The following is a 14,642-nucleotide window of genomic DNA, read 5'->3' as shown; positions in this document are numbered from 1 at the left end:
GGGAAAATCCCGGAGTGATAAGCGCTTTTGTTATAGAGATTTATAGCAATCCCCGAAAATAATGCAAAAAATTCAGCACCGCAGAGCGTGAATTACTGCGTCACAGATTTTCGTCGTACCCCGGTACGCCTTCAAATCTGTTCCTTGCAATTCGCGCTCTGCAGCACTGCCTTTTTTGCATTATTTTCGGGTCTTGCTATAGAAAAAACTATGAGAAACACGCTCCGCGAGTTTCTCAAGTTATCGCGGCAGTCGCCAAGGTCTCGTGCAGGCATGGACTTTGGCTCGTTGCCCGCGTAAATTAAAAAACCGGAGGACATACATCCCCCGGCCTTTCGCTTATGGTTAATTAGCATTTAACAACGTTGGAAGCCTGCATTCCGCGAGCACCCTCGGTAAGATCGTAAGTAACCGCCTGACCTTCGTCAAGAGTTTTGAATCCTTCACCCTGGATAGCGGAGAAATGTACGAATACATCGTTTCCGTCTTCGCCTGTGATGAAGCCATAGCCCTTCTCTGCGTTAAACCATTTCACTGTTCCCTTGTTCATTGTGAGTTACCTCCATAAAATTAAAAAATAAGCATGATGTGGGAATGCATATGTTCCCCCATAAGCGAGTGAACTTTTGGTAAAAAAATTCACTAGCTATTACAGATTATATTGAAGGTGAATGCTAATATAATCTCTAATAGCTAGTGACCACGTATTACATCTCAACATCTTCTCGATTGAGACTATTATAATCTTGCAAATCAAAAAAGTCAAGAAAAAACTCTTTATTTCAGGAAAGATTTCGTGTATTATAAAAAGGAATAAATGGTCGGACGACGGCCAGAAGAAAAGAAAGGATCAGAGAACGTAAGATGAGTATCTTAATCAAAAATGGACAGGTCATCGACCCGGCCACCCAAAAAGACGAAATCAGTGATGTTCTGATCGAAAACGGCGTTATTACACGGGTTGAAAAAGGAATCCGCGTAAAAGATGCGCAGGTAATAGATGCAAAAGGCTGCTATGTAATGCCTGGCATCATCGATATGCATGTACATCTCCGCGACCCGGGGCAGACATATAAAGAAGATATTGAAAGCGGTTCGAAAGCAGCAGCAAAAGGAGGCGTGACAACGCTGGTAGCGATGCCGAATACAAAACCGGTCATCGACAGCCCGGACCGCGTCAACTATGTAACGATCAAAGCAGACCGTTTTTCTCCGATTAATGTACTGCAGGCAGGCGCCATCACAGTAGGACAGAAGGGTGAAGAGCTCGCCGATATCGAGGGCATGGTAAAAGCCGGCATCCCGGCGATCAGCGAGGACGGAAAATCCGTTATGAACGCGCTGCTCTACAAAGAGGCCATGGAGATTGCCGCAGAGAAAAACATTCCGGTGCTGGCTCACTGCGAGGACAAGAACCTCGTAAACGGCGGCTGCATGAATGAGGATGCAAACTCGAGAGAGTGGCATCTGCCGGGCATCACAAACTCCGTAGAGAACACGATTGTTGCAAGAGATATCGTACTTGCCGCAGAGACAGGTGCACACCTGCATCTGTGCCACTGCTCGACCAAAGAGAGCGTGGATATGGTGCGTGAGGCGAGAAAGGCCGGCGTTTCGATTTCCGCCGAGGTCTGCCCGCATCACTTTACCCTCTGCAGCGACGACATCGTAAAGGGCGACACCAACTACAAGATGAATCCGCCGCTCCGTACGAAAGAGGATCTCGAGGCACTGCGCCAGGGTCTGAAAGACGATGTCTTCGATGTCATCAGCACCGATCATGCACCGCATGCGCTGACCGAGAAACAGGAGTCCTTCAAGAAAGCTCCGTTCGGCATCGTCGGACTGGAGACGAGCGTGGCTCTTACCATCACCGAACTTGTGGATACCGAGGTCATCACCCCAATGCAGATGGCGGAGAAGATGAGCTACAATCCGGCAAAAATCCTGCACCTGGACAAGAAAGGTTCTCTTGCACCTGGCATGGACGCCGATGTGGTTGTCATCGATCCGGAAGCAGAGTATGTGATCGATCCGAAGGAGTTTGTTTCCAAGGGCAAAAACACTCCGTTCGGCGGCAAGAAAGTCAAAGGAAAAGTTATGGCTACCGTATGCGGCGGCAAGATTGTATACGAAGCTGAGTAATTTCTAATAAGAAAAAACAGAAGAGGGAGAGTAAGCAGATGATTAACAAACTGATTGCAAACATTAAAAAAACAAATGCACCGATCGTCGTAGGTCTGGACCCGATGCTGAACTATGTGCCAGAGCACGTACAGAAAAAGGCATTTGCCGAGTACGGAGAGACACTTGAAGGAGCTGCAGAGGCCGTTTGGCAGTTCAATAAAGCGATTGTCGACGCAACATACGATCTGATTCCGGCTGTAAAACCGCAGGTTGCCATGTATGAGCAGTTCGGCGTTCCGGGAATGGCAGCGTATGAGAAGACCGTTTCCTACTGCCAGGAAAAGGGTCTCGTTGTCATCGGCGATATCAAACGAGGCGATATCGGTTCTACTTCTGAGGCGTATGCAGTCGGCCACCTCGGCCACGTGCAGGTGGGAAGCAAATCCTATGCCGGATTCCATGAGGATTTTGCAACTGTCAATCCGTATCTTGGATCTGACGGCGTAAAACCGTTCATCAAGGTCTGCAAAGAGGAGAAAAAAGGTATCTTTGTTCTGGTAAAAACCTCGAACCCGTCCAGCGGCGAGTTCCAGGACCGCATCATCGACGGACGTCCGCTGTATGAGTGGGTCGGCGAGCAGGTTGCCGCGTGGGGCGAGGAGCACATGGGCGATGATTACAGCTATGTGGGAGCTGTTGTCGGCGCTACGTACCCGGAGATGGGCAAGGTGCTGCGTAAGGTAATGCCGAAATCCTACATCCTGGTACCGGGCTACGGTGCACAGGGCGGAAAAGGAAAAGACCTCGTTCACTTCTTCAATGAGGACGGACTGGGTGCAATCGTAAACTCTTCGAGAGGTATTATCGCTGCTTACAAACAGGAAAAATATGCCGAGTTTGGCACTGAGAACTTTGCGGATGCTTCGAGAGCAGCTGTAAAGGATATGGTTGAGGATATCAGCGGGGCGCTTGCTGCTGCAAAATAAGAATACAGGGTGAAAAGCTCAGAAGGTCTGCCGGGTAGATGTTATGTCCGCCGGAGGATATTTTGGGCTTTTCGCCGATTCAAGAAAATAAAAGGAGTGTTCAGCTTATGAAAATCAAGGAATGCTGTACTGTGGAAAGTCAGGAGTGCATTGCAAAAGGAATTTACAGCATGTGGATTTCCACGAAAGTGATTGCGAAAGAGGCGAAGGCCGGCCAGTTTATTTCTCTGTTTTCGAAAGACGGCAGCCGTCTTCTGCCGCGTCCGATTTCTCTTTGTGAGATCGACCGAGAGGGAGGAAGACTTCGGATTGTCTACCGTGTGGCAGGTGCAGGAACGGAGGAGTTTTCGCATCTGAAAGCGGGGGATGAGGTTGATATTTTAGGGCCGCTTGGAAATGGATTCCCGATCGAGGAAGGTAAGGGAAAACGTGTGATGCTGATGGGCGGCGGTATCGGTGTTCCGCCGATGCTGCAGACGGCGAAGGATCTTGGAACGGACACGATCATCTGCTGTGGTTACCGCGATGAGTTGTTCTTAAATGAGGAGTTTGCTGCGGCAGGCGATCTTCATATTGCAACGGAGGACGGAAGTGCCGGTGTGAAGGGCAATGTGATGGATGCGGTGCGCGAGGATCATCTGGAAGCAGATGTAATTTTTGCCTGCGGTCCGGCTCCGATGCTGCGTGCGATTAAGGCGTACGGTCTGGAAAAGGGAATTCCATGCTGGATTTCGATGGAAGAGAAGATGGCGTGCGGCGTTGGCGCATGTCTTGCGTGTGTATGCCAGTCGACTGAGGTGGATGGTCATTCACATGTGCACAACAAGCGGATCTGCAAGGACGGACCGGTCTTTTTAAGTACGGAAATTGAGCTGTAAGTGACGCGAGGAGGAGAAAAAGCGATGAAGACAAGTGTGAATCTGGCGGGTGTGGAACTGAAGAATCCGGTTATGACGGCATCTGGTACGTTTGGCTCCGGCGCGGAGTACAGTGAGTTTGTGGATTTGAAGGAGCTTGGCGCGGTTGTGACGAAGGGTGTTGCGAATGTGCCGTGGCCGGGGAATCCGACGCCGCGTATTGCGGAGGTTTACGGCGGAATGCTGAATGCGATCGGACTGCAGAATCCTGGTATTGATGTGTTCTGTGAGAGGGATATTCCGTTTTTGAAACAGTTTGACACGAAGATTGTGGTGAATGTGTGTGGACGGACGACGGAGGATTACTGTGAGGTTGTGGAGCGATTGACTTCGGAGCCGGTGGATCTGCTGGAGATTAATATTTCGTGCCCGAATGTGAAGGAGGGCGGTATTGCGTTTGGACAGGATCCGAAGGCGGTGGAGGCGATCACCAGAGAAGTTAAAAAATATGCGAAGCAGCCGATTATTATGAAATTGAGCCCGAATGTGACGGATATTACGGAGATGGCGCGGGCTGCGGAAGCCGGCGGGGCGGATGTGCTGTCGCTGATCAATACGCTTACTGGGATGAAGATTGATATTGAACGGCAGAAGTTTGCGATTGCGAATAAGACTGGCGGTATGTCGGGGCCGGCGGTGAAGCCGATTGCGGTGCGGATGGTGTATCAGGTGGCGCAGGCAGTGAAAGTGCCGATTATTGGTATGGGCGGTATTGCGTCGGCGGAGGATGCGCTGGAGTTTATTCTGGCGGGGGCTACGGCGGTTTCGATTGGGACGGCGAATTTCTTTAATCCGTATGCGACTGTTGAAACGGTTCGCGGTATCGAAGAGTATATGAGAAGGCATAAGGTTGACGATATTAATTCGCTGATCGGGGCGGTGAGATAAGACGGACGGCCTCGAGCGGCTTCGCATCTGCGGTGCGGCGGGCGAGAAAAAGAGGGCGGAACTGTGGCTCAGAATAGGCACGGGGAAACGGGAAGCATCCCATTTTCCTGCACCTGTTCCGGGCTCACAGTTTCTGCCCTCTTTTTCTATGCCCGCCACACGGCAAGCGCAAATTCCAGTGAGGTCTGGTTGTGTGGAGCTGAAACGAAGTAGGTCTGGATCCGCCGGGGGCGGATCGGCGTGAGAGTGTTGTGGTGGGTGCATAGTATATAGAAAATGGAAGGTGGTATGTGAGATGAAGTATGGGATCATTAAAGTGAAGCGGGCGTTTTTGTATGAGAAGAATGGGGTTGATGTGGTGGATGAGGTGTTTTTTGGATGGAGCGTGATGTGGGAAGATGAGAGGGATTGGATTGAGGTTTGGACGCATTATGGGTATCGGGGGTGGATGGAGAGAAATTTGATTGAAGAGAAAAGCCGGGAGTGGATGGAGGAGAGGGAAAAGGCAGGGAATACGTATGTGGTGACACGCGGGTTTGCGGATGTGATGAGGGGAGCGCGGGTGCAGTCGCGGATGTTGGAGACGCTGGGACGGGGGTGTTTTGTGGAGAAAATGGAGGAGACGGAGAATGGGTATTGCAGGGTGAGACTGGCGAATGGGATCAGTGGGTTTGTGCCGGAGGTGGCATTAAGAAAAAGACTGGATTCGGATCGGTTTTTGTGGGGAAAATCGGAAGAGAGGTTTTTTGTGGAGCAGGGGATTCCGGAGGGGTGGTCGGAAGAGAAGTTTCGGAGGAAGGTTGTGGAGTGTGCGAAGGGGTATCTTGGATGCCAGTACCGGTGGGGCGGGAAGGCGGCGGATGGGATTGACTGTTCGGGTGTGGTGTTTATGGTGTATTTGATGAATGGGGTTTTGATTTGGCGGGATGCTGATATCAGGGAAGGGTATTCGATGAAAGCGATCTGGAGAGAAGGGGAGGAGATGTGTCTGGTGGAGGAACGGGCGAAGGCCGGGGATCTGCTGTTCTGGAGGGGGCATGTGGGGATGTATCTGGGGGACGGCAGGTATCTGCACTGTACGGGGCATGAGAGGGTGTTTGGGTGCAGGGTGAATAGTCTGCGGAGAGGGGATGAGGATTTTCGGGAGGATCTGGCGGAGGCGCTGAAAGTGGTTGGGAGTGTTTTTCGTGAAATATCTGGAAGCGGAAAGCTGGAGGAAAAGAGCGATGTACCGTGAAAAACAGGCATCGCGGGCGGCACGGGAGTAAATAAGACATATATAATTGACATCAGGAAATATCATTTTTGTATTGGAAATCCCTGAAAAAGTTTGTTATAATAATAACAAAGTCGAAAACAAAAGACAAAAGGCGGCTCAAACAGAGAGTAGGAAAAACAGAAATTCTGCTGATCTGATCTGCCGGAGCTGTCCATCAGAAGCAAAACAAGAAAGGGGTTCTGAACAATGGCAAGATTTACATTACCAAGAGATTTATACCACGGAAAGGGCGCTTTAGAGGCACTGAAAACATTCGAAGGAAAACGTGCAATCGTCTGTGTAGGCGGCGGCTCCATGAAACGTTTCGGTTTCCTGGATCGCGCAGTAGACTACCTGAAAGAAGCCGGCATGGAAGTACAGCTTTTTGAGGGAATCGAGTCTGACCCGTCAGTCGAGACTGTTATGCGCGGAGCAAAAGCGATGGAAGAGTTCCAGCCGGACTGGATCGTAGCAATGGGCGGCGGATCTCCGATCGACGCAGCAAAAGCAATGTGGATCAAATACGAGTATCCAGACATCACCTTCGAAGAAATGTGCAAGGTATTCGGAATGCCGAAACTCCGCAGAAAAGCTCATTTCTGTGCAATTTCTTCTACATCCGGAACAGCAACCGAGGTAACCGCGTTCGCAGTTATCACAGACTATGAAAAAGGTATCAAATACCCGCTGGCAGACTTCGAAATCACGCCGGACGTTGCAATCGTAGATCCGGATCTGGCAGAGACGATGCCGCAAAAGTTAGTTGCTCACACCGGTATGGACGCTATGACCCATGCAATCGAGGCATACGTTTCCACCGCGAACTGTGACTTCACCGATCCGCTGGCACTGTATGCAATCAAGATGATTCAGGCAGACCTGGTAGATTCTTACAACGGAGATATGGCAAAACGTGACAGCATGCACAACGCACAGTGCCTCGCTGGTATGGCATTCTCCAATGCACTTCTTGGTATTGTTCACTCCATGGCACATAAAACAGGCGCAGCATTCGCTGATTACGGCGCTCACCTGATCCACGGCGCAGCAAACGCTATGTACCTGCCGAAGGTTATCGCGTTCAACGCAAAAGACGAGACTGCAGCAAAACGTTATGCAGTGATCGCTGACGAGATGAAACTTGGCGGCGAGACAACGGAAGAGAAAGTAAAACTCCTCATTGACTATCTGCGCGGCATGAACGACAAACTGAACATTCCGCACTGCATCAAGAACTACGGAAAAGACAGCTATCCGACCGAGCAGGGCTTCGTTCCGGAAGACGTATTCCTGGAGAGACTGCACGACATCGCTGTAAATGCCATCGCCGATGCCTGCACCGGATCCAACCCGAGACAGCCATCTGTTGAAGAGATGGAAAAACTGCTGAAATGCTGCTACTATGATACAGAAGTAGATTTCTAAAAAGAAAACATATCAAAATCCCTCCGTTCTCTGGGCGGAGGGATTTTTTGCGTCAGAGAATGAAATTTATTTGTGTGGATTTTATGTTTTTTATGCGAAATCCTGTGTCTGGACTGGAAAAACAGAGGCGTTTATGGTAGTATAGAACAGAATAGAAGTAGAAACGGGCGGCATGCGAGAACCGATGCCTTCCCCTGAAAATATGGAGGAAAATAAAATGGAACAGTATAAGAAAGAGTTCATTGAATTCATGGTCGAGAGCCAGGTATTAAAATTTGGAGAGTTCACCCTGAAAAGCGGAAGAAAATCCCCGTTCTTTATGAATGCAGGCGCTTACGTAACCGGCAGCCAGTTAAAACGTCTCGGCGAGTATTACGCAAAAGCAATCCATGACAACTACGGGCTGGATTTTGACGTTCTGTTCGGACCGGCATACAAAGGAATTCCGCTCAGTGTTGTAACAGCAATTGCGATTCATGATCTCTACGGTGTAGAAGTACGCTACTGCTCCAACCGGAAGGAAGCCAAAGACCACGGTGGAGATGCAGGACTGCTGCTTGGAAGCAAGATCAAAGACGGTGACCGCGTTGTCATTATTGAGGATGTAACCACTTCCGGAAAATCCATCGAGGAGACCTTCCCGATCATCCAGGCACAGGGCAATGTGGAGATCAAAGGACTGATGGTATCCTTAAATCGCATGGAGCGCGGAAAAGGCGATAAGAGCGCACTCGAGGAAATCCAGGAAACCTATGGCTTCCCGGCAAATGCCATTGTAACCATGGAGGACGTTATCACGTATCTGTACAACCGTCCATGCCAGGGCAAAATTCAGATCGATGACAAGATGAAGGCTGCCATTGATGCATATTATGAGGAGTACGGCGTGAAATAAGATGCGGTACACCGGGAAAGGGAGTTTTGCGCTATGAATGAAAAGATTTATAAAACCATGGGACGTGTCGGCGGCGGAAATATCGCTATGGGCGCCGTACTGGTTGTTGTTGGCGTGGCAACCGGTGTTCTGATGATCGTAAGCGGGGCAGGCCTGCTGAAACGACGCGGGGAAATCATGTTCTAAAAGCGCCTTTCAAAAAGAAAAAATGCCGGGATATTTCGGAAGCGCGTGCGCCGATGAGGTATGCCGGCGTTTCTGATAGCAGAGGGGAGAACAACGCAGAAAGGGGAAACGAAGATGAAGCAGGAGACGAAAGCCAGAATCCGCGTTGTGGGACGGATTTTATTTCTGGTGTATCTTCTTGCGCTCGTTTATTTTCTGCTTTTTGCAGAAGAATACGGGAGAAGAAACTTTTTTGAACTGGATTACCGTTACAATCTGGTGCCGTTTCAGGAAATCAGACGGTTCTGGATTTACCGCGAAAAGGTGGGATTCCTTGCCGCATTTTTAAATCTGGCGGGCAATGTGATCGGTTTTCTGCCGTTCGGCTTTATCGTTCCGGTGATGCACAAAAAAATGGAGAGTTTCTGGAAAGTATCGCTTCTTGGTTTTATGTTCAGCCTCTGCGTGGAGACGATTCAGCTCATCACGAAGGTGGGCTGCTTTGATGTAGATGATCTGATGCTGAATACGCTTGGAGCCATGATCGGCTGCGGCGCATTCCTGATCTGCAATAAATTCAGGAGATGGAAATATGGCGAGGAAGAAGTATAATTACAATTTTGTCCGGAAGCCGTCGGAAGGCGGAAAGGAAGCTCTCTATATGGCAGGTGCTTCGGTCTTTCTGTTTCTGCTGGCTTCGGTCGTATCGTTTGCATTCCGCGGAAACGGAGGCATTTTTCTCGGAGCAGCGGGACTGTTCTCATTCCTTCTGTCGGGATACGGCTTCTATGTGGGAATGAAGAGCTTTAAAGAAGAACAGGTCAGCCACAGAATGTCGGTTCTCGGCTCGATTACGAGCGGCGGCATGCTGGTCGCATGGCTGGCACTGTTTCTGATCGGTGTGAGATAAATGTACTCTCGTAAAATCAAGCACAGAAAGACTCCGGGAGTACATATAAAAGAAAAGGGGAAAAAGATGGATCGCGAACGTTTTGAAAAACAGCTGAATTTTATTCTGGAGATTGATAAAGAAAAACAGATCCTGCGCCAGACGCACATCCGCGGCTATTCGCGCCAGGAGGACGACGCGGAGCACGCATGGCACATGGCGGTGATGGCATTTCTGCTGCAGGAATATTCGAATGAGAAAATCGACATCGGCAGAACAATGCTCATGCTGCTGATCCACGACCTCGTGGAGATTGATGCAGGCGACACGTATGCGTACGACGCGGAGGCAAACAAAACAAAAGACGAGAGAGAACACAAAGCGGCCGAGCGCATCTACGGCCTGCTGCCGGAGGATCAGGGAAAAATGCTGATGGATCTCTGGCTCGAGTTCGAAGCGTATGAGACACCGGAAGCGCGCTTTGCTCATGTGATGGACAATTTCCAGCCGCTGCTTTTAAATCATGAGAACGATGGAAAAGACTGGACCAGCCACAATGTGCGGATTTCCCAGCCGTTAAAACGAAACGAGAAGACGGCGACCGGCTCCGAGGAGATCTGGAGTTATATGGAAGAGATTCTCGAACAGAGTATCCGGGATGGAAAAATTATTGACGACCGGGAAGAAAAACAGGAATAAGTTAAGAAGAATGAGGGGCAGATCTGCCCCTCGTAACAGTTAAAGAGAAACAGAAAGGGATTTTTTATGACGGATGAATTATTAAACGAGCGGTATGCGCTTGCAATTGAGCGGATCCGCCAGATTCCGGCGGAAAAAAGCGTTCCGCAGCCGTACCGCGATTTTTTTGCACAGATGGCACAGTACCTCTGCAAAATGGACCAGATCCGGAGCAGAATCGCAGAAGGATATCTAAAAACAGCATCCGAGGAAGAGCTGGCTGTTTTTAACCGCGAGCCGTATGAAGATGTGATCGGGGAGCGGTATGAGACCTCCTACGGAAACCCGGCGTTTGCCGTGCGGGCACTTGGTGAAACGCATGGAAGGAGCCTCTGCTGCCTGTACCGGGAGCTGGGAAATGCTGTTGTCTGGGTCTATGAGGACCGCCTGCTGGAGCTGACTGCGGCGATGGAGCTGTATCTCGAGTTGTATGCGATGTTCGAGGAGGAGACGCTGCCGTCCGCTCAGTATGTAAAAGAGAGCATTTACTGGTATGTGAGCGATTATGCCGAGGAGCGCCAGGAATACCAGGTGCGCGAAATCGTTGACCCGTCGCTGCACTTTGTGAAGGATATTGTGATGGAATCTGATCTGACGGATCTGCGGTATCTGTACCAGTACGGCGAATATATCACCGAAAATGAGAAGGGTACAGCCCGCTTTTTAAATACGTACAGCCAGGAAGAAATCGACGCGATGGCACGCACCTACACAGAAGGCTTCCGCAAGTGCTTTCTCGTGGCGCGAAAAGATCTGTCGAAAAAGAAGACAGTCAGCATCCGCTTCCACATCGGTTTTGAGCGCATGATCCGTGCGGCAATATTACAGTTCCGCGAGATGGGACTCGAGCCGGTGATTTCCCGCGGCGCGCGGAGAACGTGGGTTGCCGGTGCGTCTGCGAATAAGCAGTATGACTACGATCACCGGAACGATGAGGCGCTGTATCTCAACGAGGATCTCGTGAAGAGACGGCTCCGCGCGATGCAGGTGAAATACGACGAGTACAAAGAACTGGCGGATGGCTATGCCGGCCCTGCCGTGGTGGAAACCTTCGGCGAAGTTCCGTTTGAGCCAGTAAATAAAAAACAGGCACTGCACTTAAATGAGCGCCAGCAAAAGCTCCGTGTCGGTTTCCAGAACGAGGCGGGCCAGATTGTAAACCGCTATATCAAGGATGATGAGTACGGCTACACGATCATCGCCTACCCGATGCCGGAGATCGATCCGCGCTACGAAAAAATTTTCCGTGAGATCGTAAAGATCAACACGCTCGATTACGAAAAATACCAGCGCATCCAGCAGTACCTGATCGATGCGCTCGACGAGGGTGTTTCCGTGCATGTGCTTGGAAAAGGAGAGAACAGAACGGATCTGCGCGTGATGCTGCATCATCTGAACGATCCTGCGAAAGAGACGAATTTCGAGAACTGTGTTGCCGACTGCAATATTCCGGTCGGAGAGGTCTTTACTTCCCCGAGTCTTACCGGCACGACAGGCGTGCTCCATGTGACGGGAGTCTACCTGAACGAGCTGTATTACCGCGATCTCTGCCTGACGCTGACTGACGGCATGATCACCGCGTATGACTGCGCAAACTTCGAAAAAGAAGAGGACAATCGTACTTATATAGAAGAAAACCTGCTGTATCACCACAGGACGCTGCCGATCGGTGAGTTTGCCATCGGAACGAACACGACGGCGTACGTGATGGCAGAGCAGTACGGCATCGCCGGAAAACTGCCGATCCTGATCGCAGAGAAGATGGGCCCGCATTTTGCGATGGGCGACACCTGCTACGCCTGGGCGGAGGACAGCCCGATGTACAACCCGGACGGAAAAGAAGTAATCGCGCGCGAGAACGAGGTTTCGGCAAAACGGAAAGAAGATCCGTCGAAAGCATACTTCGGATGCCACACGGACATCACGATTCCGTACCGCGAACTGCAGTCGGTTGCGGTCGAAAAAGCAGACGGAACGACGATCCCTCTCATTGAGGACGGACGCTTCGTCCTGCCGGGAACGGAAGAATTAAATGAACCTTTTGGCTGATTATGGGTTGACATTTCTGCGCCTGCTTAGTATATTATAAGCAGAACTGAATGATTAAAACATAAATATAAGCATAACTAATGAATAACGCTTAGAACAGTTAATCAGAAAAGGAGAACAACATGGCTAAAGTAGGAATTGTGATGGGCAGCGACTCTGATATGCCGGTAATGAGCAAAGCAGCCGACATGCTGGAAAAATTTGGAATTGAGTACGAGATGAAAATCATCTCTGCACACCGCGAGCCGGATGTATTTTTCGAATATGCAAAAACCGCAGAGGAGAAAGGCTTCAAGGTTATCATTGCAGGCGCAGGTATGGCAGCTCATCTGCCGGGTATGTGCGCAGCTATTTTCCCAATGCCGGTCATCGGAATTCCGATGCATACCACATCGCTTGGAGGTCGTGATTCCCTGTACTCCATCGTACAGATGCCGAGCGGCATTCCGGTAGCAACCGTTGCCATCAATGGCGGTGCCAATGCCGGAATCCTGGCAGCAAAGATTCTTGCAACTTCCGATCCGGAACTGCTTGCAAAACTGAAAGCATATACACAGGAAATGAAAGAGCAGGTTGAGGCAAAAGACGCAAAACTGCAGGAAACAGGATACCGTAACTACAGTAAATAAAAACAAAGGACAAGGGAGGTTCACCATGGATTACAAGAACGCAGGAGTAGATATTGAAGCTGGATACAAATCAGTAGAATTAATGAAAGAGCATGTAAAGAAAACCATGCGCCCGGAGGTATTAGGCGGCCTTGGCGGTTTTTCAGGCGCTTTTTCCCTGGCAAAAATCAAAGAAATGGAAGAGCCGGTGCTGCTTTCCGGTACAGACGGATGCGGAACCAAGGTGAAGCTCGCCATGATTCTTGATAAACACGACACCATCGGCATTGATGCCGTTGCCATGTGTGTGAACGATATCGCATGTGCCGGCGGAGAACCGCTGTTCTTCCTCGACTACATCGCATGCGGAAAGAACTATCCGGAGAAGATAGCTTCGATCGTAAAAGGCGTTGCAGAAGGCTGTCTGCAGTCCGATGCGGCACTGATCGGCGGTGAGACCGCAGAGCATCCGGGCCTGATGCCGGAGGATGAGTACGATCTGGCAGGTTTTGCTGTCGGCGTATGTGACAAGAAAGACATGATTACCGGTGAAAATCTGGCAGCCGGAGACGTACTGATCGGCATGGCTTCCACCGGCGTTCACAGCAACGGATTTTCTCTTGTCCGCAAAGTTTTCGATATGACAAAAGATTCTTTAAATACATACTATGATGAGCTCGGCGCAACCCTCGGCGAGACCCTGCTTGCACCGACCCGTATCTACGTAAAAGCACTCCGCGCCATCAAAGATGCCGGTGTAACCGTAAAAGCATGCAGCCACATCACCGGAGGCGGCTTCTACGAGAATATTCCGCGTATGCTCAAAGACAACACCGTAGCCGTTGTACAGAAAGACAGCTACACCGTACCGCCGATCTTTGATCTGATGGCAAAGAAAGGCAATATCGACGAGCAGATGATGTACAACACCTTCAACATGGGTATCGGTATGGTACTGGCTGTTGATCCGGAAGATGTAGACGCAGCGATGAAAGCCATCCGTTCCACAGGAGATACGCCATATGTGATCGGCCACATTGAAAACGGAGAAAAAGGAGTACAGTTATGCTAAGATTAGCAGTTCTCGTCTCCGGCGGCGGCACGAACCTGCAGGCGATTCTGGATGCGATTGACGAGGGAACCATCACAAACGCGGAGGTTTCCGTTGTCATCAGCAACAATGCAGGAGCGTATGCGCTGGAGCGTGCGAAAAAGAAGGAGATTGATGCGGTATGCCTTTCCCCGAAGACCTTTGCATCGAGAGAAGCATTCAACGAGGCACTGCTGGCGAAACTGCAGTCGTACAACGTCGATCTCGTTGTGCTCGCAGGATGCCTGGTTGTGATCCCGCAGAGCATTGTGGATGCTTATCCGAATAAGATCATCAACATTCATCCGTCCCTCATTCCGTCGTTCTGCGGAACGGGCTATTACGGACTGAAAGTGCACGAGGGCGTATTATCCCGCGGCGTCAAAGTGACGGGAGCGACGGTTCATTTTGTGGACGGCGGAACAGACACCGGCCCGATTATTCTGCAGAAGGCAGTCGAAGTGCACGAGGGCGATACACCGAAGGCACTGCAGCAGCGCGTCATGGAAGAGGCCGAGTGGGTCATCATGCCGCGTGCGATTGATCTGATTGCAAATGGAAAGGTAACGGTAGAAGACGGACACGTAAAGATAAAGGAGTAAGAGCG

16 protein-coding genes are annotated in these 14,642 nt (G+C 50.3%); 15 read left to right on the top strand and 1 reads right to left on the bottom strand.

Annotated features, from left to right (window positions below):
• Positions 1 to 349: 349 nt before the first annotated feature.
• Complete coding sequence (locus DWY63_RS16210; protein WP_022461996.1) at positions 350 to 550, bottom strand: cold-shock protein; 201 nt, start codon at positions 548 to 550, stop codon at positions 350 to 352.
• A gap of 314 nt (positions 551 to 864) precedes the next feature.
• Here DWY63_RS16210 and DWY63_RS16205 point away from each other — a divergent pair, with 314 nt between their 5' ends.
• The 15 genes from DWY63_RS16205 to purN all read left to right on the top strand — a co-directional run bounded on the left by DWY63_RS16205 (position 865) and on the right by purN (position 14,637).
• Complete coding sequence (locus tag DWY63_RS16205; protein ID WP_117760549.1) at positions 865 to 2,145, top strand: dihydroorotase; 1,281 nt, start codon at positions 865 to 867, stop codon at positions 2,143 to 2,145.
• A gap of 38 nt (positions 2,146 to 2,183) precedes the next feature.
• On the top strand, positions 2,184 to 3,113 hold the full coding sequence (pyrF, locus tag DWY63_RS16200) for an orotidine-5'-phosphate decarboxylase (RefSeq protein ID WP_022461998.1): 930 nt from the start codon (positions 2,184 to 2,186) through the stop codon (positions 3,111 to 3,113).
• Positions 3,114 to 3,220: 107 nt separating this feature from the next.
• The gene (locus DWY63_RS16195; RefSeq protein ID WP_022461999.1) at positions 3,221 to 3,991 is read left to right on the top strand and encodes a dihydroorotate dehydrogenase electron transfer subunit; all 771 of its coding nucleotides are present in this window, start codon (positions 3,221 to 3,223) and stop codon (positions 3,989 to 3,991) included.
• Positions 3,992 to 4,015: 24 nt separating this feature from the next.
• Positions 4,016 to 4,918, top strand: coding sequence for a dihydroorotate dehydrogenase (locus tag DWY63_RS16190; protein WP_022462000.1), 903 nt, complete (start codon positions 4,016 to 4,018; stop codon positions 4,916 to 4,918).
• 295 nt (positions 4,919 to 5,213) lie between these two features.
• A complete protein-coding gene (locus DWY63_RS16185; RefSeq protein ID WP_117802628.1) occupies positions 5,214 to 6,155 on the top strand; it encodes a C40 family peptidase in 942 nt (313 codons plus the stop codon).
• Between the two features lie 228 nt (positions 6,156 to 6,383).
• A complete protein-coding gene (locus DWY63_RS16180) occupies positions 6,384 to 7,601 on the top strand; it encodes an iron-containing alcohol dehydrogenase (protein WP_055227104.1) in 1,218 nt (405 codons plus the stop codon).
• A 217-nt stretch (positions 7,602 to 7,818) separates the two neighbouring features.
• A complete protein-coding gene (pyrE, locus tag DWY63_RS16175) occupies positions 7,819 to 8,496 on the top strand; it encodes an orotate phosphoribosyltransferase (RefSeq protein WP_117802627.1) in 678 nt (225 codons plus the stop codon).
• A gap of 33 nt (positions 8,497 to 8,529) precedes the next feature.
• Positions 8,530 to 8,682 carry a hypothetical protein gene (locus DWY63_RS18225; RefSeq protein ID WP_055221261.1) on the top strand — a complete coding sequence of 51 codons (153 nt, stop codon included), beginning with the start codon at positions 8,530 to 8,532 and terminating at the stop codon, positions 8,680 to 8,682.
• 114 nt (positions 8,683 to 8,796) lie between these two features.
• A complete protein-coding gene (locus DWY63_RS16170; RefSeq protein WP_117802648.1) occupies positions 8,797 to 9,273 on the top strand; it encodes a VanZ family protein in 477 nt (158 codons plus the stop codon).
• Positions 9,254 to 9,571: a hypothetical protein gene (locus DWY63_RS16165; RefSeq protein WP_022462010.1), complete on the top strand. Its 318-nt coding sequence runs from the start codon at positions 9,254 to 9,256 to the stop codon at positions 9,569 to 9,571. Before DWY63_RS16170 ends, DWY63_RS16165 begins: the two co-directional genes overlap by 20 nt.
• Positions 9,572 to 9,637: 66 nt before the next feature.
• Positions 9,638 to 10,249: an HD domain-containing protein gene (locus DWY63_RS16160; protein WP_117760545.1), complete on the top strand. Its 612-nt coding sequence runs from the start codon at positions 9,638 to 9,640 to the stop codon at positions 10,247 to 10,249.
• A gap of 66 nt (positions 10,250 to 10,315) precedes the next feature.
• On the top strand, positions 10,316 to 12,337 hold the full coding sequence (locus DWY63_RS16155) for an aminopeptidase (protein WP_117802626.1): 2,022 nt from the start codon (positions 10,316 to 10,318) through the stop codon (positions 12,335 to 12,337).
• 122 nt (positions 12,338 to 12,459) lie between these two features.
• Positions 12,460 to 12,966 carry a 5-(carboxyamino)imidazole ribonucleotide mutase gene (gene purE / locus DWY63_RS16150; RefSeq protein ID WP_022462013.1) on the top strand — a complete coding sequence of 169 codons (507 nt, stop codon included), beginning with the start codon at positions 12,460 to 12,462 and terminating at the stop codon, positions 12,964 to 12,966.
• A 25-nt stretch (positions 12,967 to 12,991) separates the two neighbouring features.
• Complete coding sequence (purM, locus tag DWY63_RS16145; protein ID WP_055221253.1) at positions 12,992 to 14,017, top strand: phosphoribosylformylglycinamidine cyclo-ligase; 1,026 nt, start codon at positions 12,992 to 12,994, stop codon at positions 14,015 to 14,017.
• The gene (gene purN / locus DWY63_RS16140; protein ID WP_022462015.1) at positions 14,011 to 14,637 is read left to right on the top strand and encodes a phosphoribosylglycinamide formyltransferase; all 627 of its coding nucleotides are present in this window, start codon (positions 14,011 to 14,013) and stop codon (positions 14,635 to 14,637) included. The genes purM and purN overlap by 7 nt, the downstream gene beginning before the upstream one ends.
• Positions 14,638 to 14,642: the final 5 nt, after the last annotated feature.

It is taken from the genome of Blautia sp. AF26-2, assembly GCF_003460955.1.
GTDB classification, from domain to species: Bacteria; Bacillota; Clostridia; order Lachnospirales; family Lachnospiraceae; genus Fusicatenibacter; species Fusicatenibacter saccharivorans.
Note: the sequence above shows the minus strand (reverse complement) of the source record. Positions and strands in the feature narration are given on the sequence as shown.

Excerpts from the sequence above, each read along its gene's own strand:
- DWY63_RS16210 (WP_022461996.1), bottom strand. The coding sequence starts at position 550 with ATGAACAAGGGAACAGTGAAATGGTTTAACGCAGAGAAGGGCTATGGC.
- DWY63_RS16205 (WP_117760549.1), top strand. The coding sequence starts at position 865 with ATGAGTATCTTAATCAAAAATGGACAGGTCATCGACCCGGCCACCCAA.
- pyrF (WP_022461998.1), top strand. The coding sequence starts at position 2,184 with ATGATTAACAAACTGATTGCAAACATTAAAAAAACAAATGCACCGATC.
- DWY63_RS16195 (WP_022461999.1), top strand. The coding sequence starts at position 3,221 with ATGAAAATCAAGGAATGCTGTACTGTGGAAAGTCAGGAGTGCATTGCA.
- DWY63_RS16190 (WP_022462000.1), top strand. The coding sequence starts at position 4,016 with ATGAAGACAAGTGTGAATCTGGCGGGTGTGGAACTGAAGAATCCGGTT.
- DWY63_RS16185 (WP_117802628.1), top strand. The coding sequence starts at position 5,214 with ATGAAGTATGGGATCATTAAAGTGAAGCGGGCGTTTTTGTATGAGAAG.
- DWY63_RS16180 (WP_055227104.1), top strand. The coding sequence starts at position 6,384 with ATGGCAAGATTTACATTACCAAGAGATTTATACCACGGAAAGGGCGCT.
- pyrE (WP_117802627.1), top strand. The coding sequence starts at position 7,819 with ATGGAACAGTATAAGAAAGAGTTCATTGAATTCATGGTCGAGAGCCAG.
- DWY63_RS18225 (WP_055221261.1), top strand. The coding sequence starts at position 8,530 with ATGAATGAAAAGATTTATAAAACCATGGGACGTGTCGGCGGCGGAAAT.
- DWY63_RS16170 (WP_117802648.1), top strand. The coding sequence starts at position 8,797 with ATGAAGCAGGAGACGAAAGCCAGAATCCGCGTTGTGGGACGGATTTTA.
- DWY63_RS16165 (WP_022462010.1), top strand. The coding sequence starts at position 9,254 with ATGGCGAGGAAGAAGTATAATTACAATTTTGTCCGGAAGCCGTCGGAA.
- DWY63_RS16160 (WP_117760545.1), top strand. The coding sequence starts at position 9,638 with ATGGATCGCGAACGTTTTGAAAAACAGCTGAATTTTATTCTGGAGATT.
- DWY63_RS16155 (WP_117802626.1), top strand. The coding sequence starts at position 10,316 with ATGACGGATGAATTATTAAACGAGCGGTATGCGCTTGCAATTGAGCGG.
- purE (WP_022462013.1), top strand. The coding sequence starts at position 12,460 with ATGGCTAAAGTAGGAATTGTGATGGGCAGCGACTCTGATATGCCGGTA.
- purM (WP_055221253.1), top strand. The coding sequence starts at position 12,992 with ATGGATTACAAGAACGCAGGAGTAGATATTGAAGCTGGATACAAATCA.
- purN (WP_022462015.1), top strand. The coding sequence starts at position 14,011 with ATGCTAAGATTAGCAGTTCTCGTCTCCGGCGGCGGCACGAACCTGCAG.